This window comes from Ureibacillus sinduriensis BLB-1 = JCM 15800, from assembly GCF_000772955.1.
In the GTDB taxonomy this organism is placed as follows: Bacteria; Bacillota; Bacilli; order Bacillales_A; family Planococcaceae; genus Ureibacillus; species Ureibacillus sinduriensis.
Genome location: NZ_JPVO01000052.1, coordinates 169716 through 181734, shown reverse-complemented (window position 1 = coordinate 181734; position 12019 = coordinate 169716). Strand labels below are relative to the sequence as shown.

At 41.0% G+C, this 12019-nt stretch carries 9 protein-coding genes; 8 read left to right on the top strand and 1 reads right to left on the bottom strand.

Annotated elements, in window-relative coordinates; genetic code table 11:
* The first annotated feature begins 106 nt into the window (after positions 1 to 106).
* Positions 107 to 3172 (top strand): hybrid sensor histidine kinase/response regulator, encoded by a 3066-nt coding sequence (locus CD33_RS12485; RefSeq protein WP_036201223.1) that lies wholly within the window; start codon positions 107 to 109, stop codon positions 3170 to 3172.
* Between the two features lie 241 nt (positions 3173 to 3413).
* On the top strand, positions 3414 to 5126 hold the full coding sequence (locus CD33_RS12480; protein WP_036201222.1) for a methyl-accepting chemotaxis protein: 1713 nt from the start codon (positions 3414 to 3416) through the stop codon (positions 5124 to 5126).
* 91 nt (positions 5127 to 5217) lie between these two features.
* Here CD33_RS12480 and CD33_RS12475 read toward each other — a convergent pair whose 3' ends face one another.
* A complete protein-coding gene (locus tag CD33_RS12475; RefSeq protein WP_036201221.1) occupies positions 5218 to 5979 on the bottom strand; it encodes an IclR family transcriptional regulator in 762 nt (253 codons plus the stop codon).
* 243 nt (positions 5980 to 6222) lie between these two features.
* On the opposite strand from CD33_RS12475, the gene kduI reads away from it, so the two are divergent.
* From kduI to CD33_RS12445, 6 genes are all read left to right on the top strand, one after another.
* Positions 6223 to 7053, top strand: coding sequence for a 5-dehydro-4-deoxy-D-glucuronate isomerase (gene kduI / locus CD33_RS12470; RefSeq protein ID WP_036201289.1), 831 nt, complete (start codon positions 6223 to 6225; stop codon positions 7051 to 7053).
* 20 nt (positions 7054 to 7073) lie between these two features.
* Entirely contained in the window at positions 7074 to 8030 is a 957-nt protein-coding gene (locus CD33_RS12465; protein ID WP_036201220.1) for a C-terminal binding protein, read from the top strand.
* A gap of 21 nt (positions 8031 to 8051) precedes the next feature.
* Positions 8052 to 9086, top strand: a complete 1035-nt coding sequence (locus tag CD33_RS12460; protein ID WP_036201219.1) for a TRAP transporter substrate-binding protein — start codon at positions 8052 to 8054, stop codon at positions 9084 to 9086.
* 16 nt (positions 9087 to 9102) lie between these two features.
* Positions 9103 to 9588, top strand: a complete 486-nt coding sequence (locus CD33_RS12455) for a TRAP transporter small permease (protein WP_036201216.1) — start codon at positions 9103 to 9105, stop codon at positions 9586 to 9588.
* Between the two features lie 26 nt (positions 9589 to 9614).
* The gene (locus CD33_RS12450) at positions 9615 to 10919 is read left to right on the top strand and encodes a TRAP transporter large permease (protein ID WP_198135545.1); all 1305 of its coding nucleotides are present in this window, start codon (positions 9615 to 9617) and stop codon (positions 10917 to 10919) included.
* 93 nt (positions 10920 to 11012) lie between these two features.
* Positions 11013 to 12014, top strand: coding sequence for a zinc-dependent alcohol dehydrogenase (locus CD33_RS12445; protein ID WP_036201212.1), 1002 nt, complete (start codon positions 11013 to 11015; stop codon positions 12012 to 12014).
* Positions 12015 to 12019 lie beyond the last annotated feature (5 nt).

Below are 12019 nucleotides of genomic sequence, written 5' to 3'. Positions count from 1 at the left end.
GTCACCTGGATGTGTAGGACATTTAATCTAGCGTCAAGAAATATATCAAAACTATGTGAATCCCCATCATATCGGTTTAAAAGATAAAAATAATGAAGGTGTATAAATGAAAAGAATATTAACGCTGCTTTTCTCCATTTTGCTTGTTTTGTTTACAGTTTTTTATGCAATGCGAGTGTATTATGGGAATGATTCCGGACAGCCTCTGGCCAAGGATGGATCATTAGATTTAGAAGATGTGAATTTTGATGAACAAGAGCTTGTTCAATTGGATGGGGAGTGGGAATTTTACCCGGGTATTTTCATTGAACCCGGTAAAGATTCTTCCCGTTTTGATGCTTACCGTGATGAAAAGCAACTGATTCAAGTCCCGGGAAAATGGGACGAGTTTGTAACAAAGGAAAAAGCGTACGGCACCTACCGACTCAACATCAATCTCCCTTCTGAAGGGGACTTTGGCTTGAGGGTGGGAATGATTGGTTACGCGAGCAAGATATATATGAATGGGAGTATCATAGGAAGCACGGGAAATGTCACTGATAGGAAGAGTGAATTCAATAATTCCGGATACAACACTTTTTTCAGCAGCAGTTCAAAGCAGCTTGAGTTGGTGATACATGTTTCCAGTTTTAAAGTAGTAACGGGAGGGATTACACGTCCCATTAAATTGGGCCCGACAGAAAATGTCCTGGAGGATAGGGATTTATATAAGATGCTGGATACTATAGTGTTTTCCGGCTACCTTTTACTTGCCATCATGTACTTCGTGACCTATATGCAACAGCGCAAAAATCTGTATGAATTATATTTCAGCATTTTCTGTTTGCTGCAAGGCTTTTACATATCAGCCATTAATGAAAGACTATTGATCTCGGTACTGCCGATGATTGGGCAAAACCTGTTGCTGCAACTGCAGTTGATGGCAATCCATCTTTCCGTATTGTTCTTTTTATTGTTCATGTATCACTTTTTTAAACCCTATGCCAATAAGAAGATAGTGGCGACGCTCTGCCTGCTGCTATTCATGCAGGCCATTCTATTGGGTCCCACTCAAGTCATTGATCTGTCGAGTATATTCCCGATTGCCAACATTGCAGTTTATATCGTGATTATTTTGGCACTTGTCTATCTTTATATTTTGTTTATTCTCATCAGAGCGTTTATGAACAAGATGGAAGGCATGCTGTATATTATCCACGTTGTTGTTTCATTTGTTTGCTATAGCCTATTGCTGGGACTCAATTTCTTATTCAATGTGGAGTTTGGATGGGCGCCAGTCTTTTTATTTTTAGTTACGGCCATCAGCTTATCTACCTTGATAAGTTACCGGTCCCAGCAAGCGTTTAAAAGGGTAGATGAACTGACGAAGGAGCTCATCCATTTCGATTCCGTCAAGGATGAATTTCTTGTGAAGACTTCACATGAACTAAGGACACCTCTTCATTTGATATTGAATTTGACCAGCTCCATTCTGGAAGGACGAACTGGACCGCTGAAGGGGGAGCAACAAGAAAGCATGCATCTCATTCACAATGTTGGAAGACGCTTGGCCAGCATGGTCGAAAGCCTTCTTGATGCGGGCAATATTAAAAAAGGGGAAGTAAGCCACTCTCCTGCACCTACATCCCTTCAGGTCGTGGGGGATATTATTGCGGAGATGTCTTATTTACTTCCAAATCCACAATCTGTAAGGTTGATCAATCGGACGGAAGCCTCCTTGCCGAAGGTGTATGTAGATGAAAACAGGCTTAAGCAAATATTGTTGAATCTCATTCATAATAGCATTAAATATACAAAAGTTGGAGAAATTACGGTTGAAGCAAAAGTAAAAGAGAATAAGATGTATATTTCGGTATCAGATACCGGGATTGGAATCGAAGAAGAACATTTAAGCCGAATCTTTGCATCTTTCTATCAGGTTGATACGAGCTATGAAACTAAAAGCAAAGGTCTGGGATTGGGCTTAAGCATCGCAAAAGAGTTGGTGGAACTTTCGGGAGGGGACATTGCTGTTTCTTCAACCTATGGAGTAGGGACGTGCTTTACTTTTACACTTCCATTGGCAGAAGGAGAGGCCCGACATGAAGAAAAAGGTCTCATTGCTCAAGGTTCAAGCCCGTTTCAACTTGTACCGGTTATTGATAAACAAATAGAGTATGAATTTCCAAAAATAGTAGAGGGTAATAAAGAACAGACGATTTTAATAGTGGATGACGAACATCCCAATTTGTTCGTTTTACAGGACATGATTGCTTCATTGGGTTATACCGTCATTGCGGTGGATAACGGGGAAGCGGCTCTGGAGGTACTGAACGATAAGGAAATTGATTTAGTGATCCTAGATTTAATGATGCCCAATATGAACGGGTTCGAAGTGTCCAAGGCGTTGAGGGAGAAGTTTGACTTGTTTGATCTACCTGTGATTGTACTAACTGCTGCCGGACAACTATCCGATATGATTTCTTCTTTCCAAATCGGTGCAAATGAATTCTTGCAAAAGCCCGTGATGCTGGATGAATTAAAGGTGCGTATCGAGTTTCTGCTGTCGATGAGGCAAACTTCCAAAGACTCGCTGGTGGATGAACTGACGATGTATTATTCGCAAATCAAACCTCATTTTCTCTATAATACATTGCAAACAATTATCGGACTAACTTATTTGGATTCAAAAATGACGCGAGAGGCACTTACATATTTAGCTACTTATTTTCGTGCAAAACTTGATTTCAATAGTTATCAGTCACTGGTTCCGCTGGAGGATGAATTGGAACTTGTTCAAGCTTATTTGAAAATCGAAAAAATGCGCTTTGGTGACAGGCTGGAAGTTATTTATGATTTCGACGAAACAGCAGATGCCATTATTCCATTAATGACTATTCAGCCATTGATCGAAAATGCCGTCCAACATGGAATTGGCAAGAAAGCAGCCGGGGGAACAATCAAACTTGCTGTAAGCAAAATGCAGGGAATGGTTCGAATCGTCATTGAGGATGATGGTATTGGGATTTCGAAGGAGAAACAGTCAGACTTGCTGAATGGCAAAAATTCACGGGTAGGATTTACGAATCCTTTCAGGAAACTCAAATTGATAAAAAGAGCTTCCTTCGAACTTGAGAGTGAAGAAGGAATTGGAACAAAAATTACAATCCTACTGCCTGGATCGAAAGAATGATATAAATATAGAAGCAGCCCCTTGGTCAAGCCAAGGAGCTGTTTTTTTTTATCTAAAATGCACTTAAACTATTAGGCAAGTATATCCAATTATAAGAAGTAATGTAAATACTACTTTTATCAAAAAAATACTAAAGTAATTTAAATACTGACCGAAATTATTAGCAGGTAACTTTTTATGGCTAAACTTGTAGTTTCGGGCACATAGAGAGATATCAGGAAACATATGAGGAGAAGAGAGAATGAAGTTGATAAGAAACTTAAAGGTAAGACAAAAACTGATTTTACTGATATCCATTTTTACCATTGCGCTGCTGTTATTAGGGTTTGTAAGTATAAGCAGCCTTTCGGAAGGAAGAAAAAGTGCCGATACTTTATATAATAAGCAATTAAAACCGAGTTTAATGCTCAGCGGAATCAGCGTTAACAACCGTGCCGTAAATGCGTATTTATTGGAGATGTTGTTAACGGAAGACCATGACCGAAACAAATATCTTAATGAACGTCTTGACGTAAACATCGATGAAACGATCACTTATTCACAAACATTGGAATCAATGCAGTTGCCAAGTGAAGTGGAGAAACAGCTTGATACACTCATCACATTGGATATGGAGCAAAATGTTCTTCGGAAAAAAGTAAGAGAATTAGCCATGGAAAATAAAAATGCGGAAGCCTACCAGTTGTTCCAAAATGAATTGGAGCCTATACGGGTTGAAATCAATGAACTGCTTACAGAACTGGAAGAATCCAATATGCAGAGCTCCGAGCGAGTTTTTGGTGAAGTGATTGAAACGACGGAAAAGGCAACTAATTCCGTAATTGTCACAATCGCGTTGGCAATAATCATTACGATCACAGTAGGTTTGGTCATTGCGCGATTCATTACCAAGCCTCTAAGAAACATACAAGAATTATTAGGTCTAGTGGAAAACGGTGACTTTACCGTAAAAGGAGACTACCAATCGAAAGACGAGATTGGTATGTTAAATGCCTCCTTCAATAAAATGGTTGAAGGAGTCAATAATGTTATCCGTACTGTCGGAAGCACTTCCGAACAGGTTGCGGCGGCTTCCGAGGAGCTGAGTGCCAGTGCTGAACAAAGCACAAGTGCCAGTGAGCATATTTCACAAACAACCCAGGAACTTGTTGTAGGGGCGGACAATCAAGTCGAAATCATTAAAGATAGCACGAACCTGATTGGACAGATTGATCATGAAACTCAAGAAGTGATGAATAATACCGAAATTGTATCGCATACCGTAAATGAAGCATCAAGACTCTCTGGCGAAGGAAGAAAAGTCATCAACGAAGTAAATAATCAGATGCAGTTTATCGATAAGACGGTCCGATCGTTGGTCGTTTCCTTTGCGGAACTTTCTACCCGCTCAAGGGAAATCGGACAAATCATCGAAGTAATTACCAATATTGCGGCGCAGACAAATCTGCTGGCACTGAATGCAGCAATTGAAGCGGCAAGGGCAGGGGAATCGGGGAAAGGGTTTGCGGTTGTAGCGGACGAGGTTCGTAAACTTGCCGAGGAATCGGCTACTTCGGCACGACAAATCTCTCAGCTCGTTGCAGCGATCCAACAGGATACAGACCAGACGATGAAGATGGTTGAAGATGCAACTGGGGAAGTTGAACAAGGGATGACGGTCGTTCATTTAGCCGGTGATACATTCGGTGAAATTGAATCCGTGATTTCCAAAGCTGTCCCACAAATCGAGGGTATTAAAGGAAATGTCGAGAAGCTGTTGACAAGTACGAATGAAGTAAATCACTCGATTTCAGAGGTAAGTGAAGTGGCAACTGAAACTGCTGCCGGTACGCAATCGGTGACGGCGGCAACAGAGGAGCAACTGGCTTCCATGGAAGAAATTACTTCTTCTTCTCAAGCATTGGCGAGTCTTGCTGAAGACCTTCAAACACTTATCCGCCAATTTAAAATTTAACAAAACGATATCAAAAAGGATATTGCGTCAGAGGTCTGCCTCTTGCGTAATATCCTTATTTTTTGCTATTGGGATTTTGCCTCGGCCAATCTTATTGTACATACCCAAGCCGGGAGGAGATTGCTCTTGATGTATTTAATATTTTCTTTGCCAATTCGTTCTCTATTCTGTCCATCGTTACTCTCGTACTTGGACCGGAAATGCTAAAGCTAGCGATGATTTTTCCGCTGAAATCATAAATCGGTGCAGCGATGCAGCGGATCCCTTCTTCGTTTTCTATATTGTCGAGCGAATAGCCGTTTTTTCGTATATTTGAAATTTCATGAAGTAAATCGGTGGGCGTTAAAATGGTGTAGTTTGTGCGTTTGGTAAAACGAATTCTTGAGATGATTTCATTCAGTGTATGTTCGTCTTTTCCTGATAACATCATTTTCCCGACACCTGTACAATACATCGGTGCACGGCTGCCGATGCGTGAATACATGCGGATTGTTTGATTGCTTTCGATTTTGTCGACATATACGACTTCTTCATTTTCTTCCACACATAAATGCACTGTTTCGTTAATTTCCTTCACCAAGTTTTCCAATAATGGTCTTGCCACTGTGATCAAACTGGAGTTGCTTAAAATATTCCGGGTTAGATACAACGTGCGGTAACTCAGATAGTAGCGGTCGGTTTCACTGTCTTTCCGGACATATTGCAACTCAATCAGAGTGGAAAGTAATCGATGAACAGTACTTTTCGATAATTTAGTTTCAGTTGCCAGTTTTGTGATCTGCATACCGTTTGGGTGCTCAGATAAATATTCTAATATCATAAAAGCACGTTCAATAGATTGTACAGTTGCCATTTTTATTTCTCCACCATTTCTAAAAAATTCGTAGCCTTTATCAATCATATTCGAAAAACTATTGATTTGTAAATGATATCTCAAAAAGTTAATAACTGTTATTACAATTTGCAGAAAAATTAATTTCTTCTTGTAATTGCAAATTTTTGCACATATAATTATTTATAAATTGGAACTGAGTTCTACGATGTGGAACAATATGCTTTCTGATAGCGCTTTCTTGATAAAAGGAGGAAAAAAATGATGAAAATTATTTATGCACACCATCCTGAAGATGTGAAACATTACACAACTGAAAAATTAAGAGAAGAGTTTTTGATGGAAAAACTGTTCGTAGAAAATGCAGGCACATTGAGCTATAGCCATGTAGATCGCATTATTTATGGCGGGATTTATCCGATTGATCAAAAAGTTACGTTGGATGCCGGGAAAGAATTGGCTGCAAAATACTTTTTGGAGCGACGCGAGATGGGCGTGATCAACGTTGGCGGCCCTGGACGTATTGTTTGCGATGGAGATACGTACGACATCGGTAATAAAGAAGCTTTATATATTGGTAGAGGGACGGAAGAGCTGTATTTTGAATCCGTTGATTCTAATAATCCAGCAAAATTTTACATTAATTGCTGTCCGGCACATGCGAAATACCCGACAGTCAAAATTGATCAAGAAAAAGCGATTAAACGACCAATGGGAACTGACGGCAACATGAATAAACGTGTCATCAATCAATACATACACCCTGATGTATTGGAAACTTGCCAATTAAGTATGGGCATGACTGTACTTGAAGAAGGCAGCGGTTGGAATACGATGCCATGCCATACACATGAACGCCGTATGGAAGTCTATTTCTATTTCGATATGGAAGAAGATACACGAGTATTCCACTTGATGGGGCAGCCAAATGAAACCCGCCATATTGTAATGGCGAATGAGCAAGCGGTATTGTCGCCAAGTTGGTCCATTCACTCCGGCATCGGCACAAAAAATTATACGTTCATTTGGGGAATGTGCGGAGAGAACTTGGATTTTGATGATATGGATCACGTAGCAATGAAAGATTTGAAATAGCATTGGATGGGTGATGACAAATGAAAGTAATTATTTCCGACTGTGACCACGCTGATATTGAGATTGAACAACGCATTTTCTTGGAAAATCAGGTTTTGTTTGAACAACAACAAAATCAAACGGAAGAGGATCTAATCCACAATTGCCAAGAAGCGGTGGTCATTGTAAATCAGTATGCACCATTCACTGAAAAGGTTTTTGCAAAATTGCCGAACTTGAAATTGATCGTCCGTTATGGTGTAGGGGTGAATAATATCGACCTATCTGCAGCAACAAAATATGGGGTCCAGATTTGCAATGTTCCCGATTATGGCACGCATGAAGTTGCAGATCATGCTTTGGCATTAATGCTAGCGCTTACAAGGAAGATTTCGAAAATGGAGCGGCTTGTAAAAGCGGGGCAATGGGATTATCAAGCAAGTATCCCAATATTCCGCCATAGCGAACAAATCGTCGGGATTGTAGGCGTGGGACGCATCGGTGCGGAATTTGCGAAAAAAGTGCATGCACTGGGCTGTAAAGTCATCGCCTACGATATTTCATCGGAGCAGAAAAAACACGATTCTACTTTATCGTTTATTGAATTTGTAGAGTTTGAGCAACTTATTGCGCAGGCTGATGTTGTTTCCATACACTGCCCATCCGATCAGGCAATGAATTTAATTGATGCGGATGTGCTTGAAAAGATGAAGTCCACTAGCTATTTGATCAATGTCTCCCGGGGTGGCATTGTCGATGAGGAGGCTTTATATGAAGCACTCCGTTCCAAAAAAATCGCGGGGGCAGCTTTGGATGTGGCGGTGAAAGAGCCGATTGATTCACACTCTCCATTGCTCGAGTTGGAGCAATTCATTTGTACACCGCATATGGCCTGGTATTCGGAGCAAGCAGCACAGGAATTGAAAAGAAAAGTTGCGGAAGAAGCAGTGAGATATGTGAAGAATGAAGAGCTTCATTATCCTGTTAATAAAATATAACTCTATTTTGGGGGGACCAAGATGAAAAAATCATTCAAACAATTATTGTTTTTAGGGGTTATCGGATTAGCACTAACTATTTTGGCAGCTTGTGGCGGGGGGGAATCAGGCGCTACTGACGCTGGGGGAACTTCAAGCGGTGAAACGCAAGTATTGAAAGTGGCGTTCAACCAACCGGAGAATCATCCGCAATATAAAGCGTTGGAAGAGTTTGGCGAAAAATTTAAAGAACGTACAAATGGGGCATATGAAATCGAGATTTTCCCAAATGAATTGTTGGGTGCACAACGCGAAACAATCGAATTAGTACAATCCGGCACAATCCAGATGTCAATTGTTGCGGGAAGCTTATTGGAAAACTTCAATGAAGACTTTGCAGTATTTAATTTGCCATATGTTTTTGAATCGGCGGAACATCAAATGTCCGTATTGAATGACCAGGAGGTAGTGGGGGATTTATATTCTTCATTGAAGGATCAAGGGTTATTTATAACTGGGGCTTTCCACTCGGGAGTCCGTAACGTTTACAACAGTGAAAAACCTATCAATACTCCGGAAGATTTAAAAGGATTGAAGATTCGTATTATTGAGTCGGATACAAATATTAAAATGATGGAACAAATGGGTGGGACAGGTACACCGATGGGCCAAGGTGAAGTGTATACAGCAATTCAATCAGGAGTAATTGATGGAGGGGAAAATAACGAGCTTATTTATTCCAACCTTAAACATGCTGAAATTGCGCCTTACTATTCTTACACGAAACACTTAATGTTCCCGGACTACTTGCTGATCAACTCAACTTTATTTGATGGTATGAGTGAAGAACACCAAGAAATCTTTAAAGAAGAACTAGCAGTTGCAATTGAACGTGAAGTTGAAATGTGGGAAGAAGACGTGCAAAAAGCGATTGCCGACGCTGAAGCAGCTGGTGCAAAATTCAATGAAGTAGATGTTGAACTGTTCCGTCAAGCTACTGAATCAGTTGTTGAGGAAAAGTTGGCTTCTGAAAGTGCAAAAGCGTTATATGAAAAAGTTCGCGAAGCAGCAAAATAAGTGGTGGTGATTTCAGATGGAAACAGTCAAAAAATGGCTTGATAAGATTTTATCAATGATATGCGTCGGATTATTCGGCGCATTAGTTCTCCTTGTTACATGGCAAGTTTTCACACGGTTTATCTTGAACAACCCGAGTACTTTCTCTGAGGAGTTGGCAAAATATTGTTTTGTCTGGTTGGTGCTTTTTGGAGCGGCTTATGTATTTGGGGAAAATGGGCATATGCGTATCGAGTTCATCCAGGATGCTTTGCCGAAAAAATTCAAAATGGCAGTCCAAATTTTTATTGAACTAAGCATTATCGTTTTCTCAGCTCTTGTATTACTTTCTGGTGGCTTAACAATTACTAAATTGGCATGGACGCAAATGTCCGCAGCATTACACATACCAGTTGGTTACTTATACTCTGTAATGCCGATTTGTGGGGTAATCATCATATTCTATTGCCTTTACAATATTTATACTATCGTAAAAAATAAAAAACCACTAGAAATTATGTAATGGCGAGAGGGGAGGTATGACAGATGATGTCAGCAGGGATAGCAGGTTTAATTTTATTTGCAGGGGTAGCATTTTTTCTCATAATCGGTGCACCGATCAGTATTAGTGTCGGAATTGCATCAATGCTTGCGATGTTTTCGATGCTGGATCCGGCAAATGCACTTCAAACTTCGGCACAACGAATGTTTACAGGAATGAACTCATTTACGCTGTTGGCCATTCCTTTCTTCATATTGGCCGGGGTCATTATGAATAACGGCGGGATAGCCATGAGGTTGGTTAATTGCGCGAAAGTCATATCTGGACGCATGCCCGGATCATTGGCGCAAACGAATGTATTGGCCAATATGATGTTTGGTTCCATCTCTGGATCAGGGGTTGCAGCAGCAGCTGCAGTTGGCTCGACAATGGCCCCTATGCAGGAAAAAGAGGGTTATGATCGTGCGTTTAGTGCGGCTGTCAATATCGCATCTGCACCAACAGGCATGTTGATCCCTCCGAGTAACACACTGATTGTATTTTCACTAGTAAGTGGTGGTACATCGATTGCGGCATTATTCATGGCAGGATACATACCGGGGATTTTATGGGGAATCGCTTGTATGATTGCTGCTTACGTAATAGCGAAGCGAAGAGGTTATAAAAGTAATGAAAAAGTTCCGTTCAAGGTAGCATTAAAAGTTTTTATCGATGCGATACCATCACTATTACTGATCATCATCGTGATTGGCGGGATCATTTACGGTGCCTTTACCGCTACGGAGGGCTCGGCCATTGCCGTAGTCTATGCACTATTACTATCCTTTATCTATAAAACGATCAAAATCAAAGATTTGCCAAGAATATTGATGGAATCCACTCGTACAACGGCCATCGTAATTTTCTTGATCGGTGTTTCGACAATTATGTCATGGGTGATGTCATTTACAGGTATCCCTAGATTGATTGCCGACACGCTACTAGGGTTCACGGATAGTATGATTGTTATTTTGATCATCATGAATATCGTTCTTTTAATCGTTGGAACATTCATGGATCCAACACCGGCTATTTTAATTTTCACTCCTATTTTCTTGCCGATCGTTACACAGTTCGGCATGGATCCGGTACATTTCGGAATCATGGTTGTTTTCAACTTAAGTATTGGTACGATTACTCCGCCGGTAGGACCTGTCCTATTTGTAGGAGCGCGGGTAGCAAAATTGAAAATCGAGCAAGTCATACGCCCATTGATACCATTTTTTGCCGTAACAATCGTGGTCCTTTTGATTGTCACGTATATTCCGGAACTTTCACTATGGTTACCAAAGGTATTTGGACTTATTAAATAGCAAAAAGAGGCGTCCAAAGGTATTCAGTAAAGGTACTTTTGGTCGCTTTTCTAGTCATATGAGTGCCAAATCCATAAAAGGAGGACAAAGAGCGTGAGAGCAATTGTTTACACTGCGCCTAACACAGTTGAATGTAGAGAAGTAGATAGACCAGTTGTGCCAAAAGGATATGTGCTACTAAAAAATGCTTTCGCGGGGATTTGTGGAACAGATCTGAATATTTTCGCGGGTACACACCCCAGGGCACAAGCTCCCCTTATTCTCGGACATGAATTTTCCGCAACGATAGAAAGCGAGCATCCGAAATACCCAGTGGGCACAAAAGTGACAGTCAATCCTTTGATTAGCTGCGGTACATGTATTCCATGCAGCACGGGGCAATCCCACGTATGCGAGGATTTGAAATTGGTGGGGATTGATGTTGATGGTGGCATGGCAGAATATGTTGCCGTCAAAGAAGATAAAGTCATTCCATTGCCGCAAAGCGTTTCACTTGAACTTGGCGCACTTTCGGAGCCTATAGCCGTAGCTGTGCATGCCGTCAGAACGGCAAAGTTTTTGGTGGGGGATCGCGCGGTGGTGTATGGTGCGGGAACAATCGGTTTATGTGTAGCTTTGACATTAAGAGCTTACGGAGCATCGGAAGTAATTGTCATTGAGGCAAATGAACACCGACTTCAAAAAGCCGGTGAATTAGGTTTCCAAACACTGCATTCCTTGAAAGATAATGTCGTGGAAAAGTTGGCGGAAATGACAGGGAACGCCGGAGTGGATTATGTATTCGACTGTGCGGGTCACCCGGCTGTCATCAAAGAAGCAACAGAAGTCGTCAAGGTTCAGGGGACCATTGTTGTGGTGGCAGCTTATAAAAAACCGACCGAAATGAATTTAATTCAAGGGATGTTCAAAGAATTGTCGGTCCAATTCGTTCGGGTTTATACAAAACGAGATATCGAATTGGCACTGGATTTACTAAAAAAGGTTCCACAGTTCTCTGAAATTATTACCCATGTTTTAAGGCCCGAAGAAGCCATGGATGGTTTCGAATTACTGACAACACCAACGAATGCCATTAAAGTATTGTACGCGTTTTAGGAGGG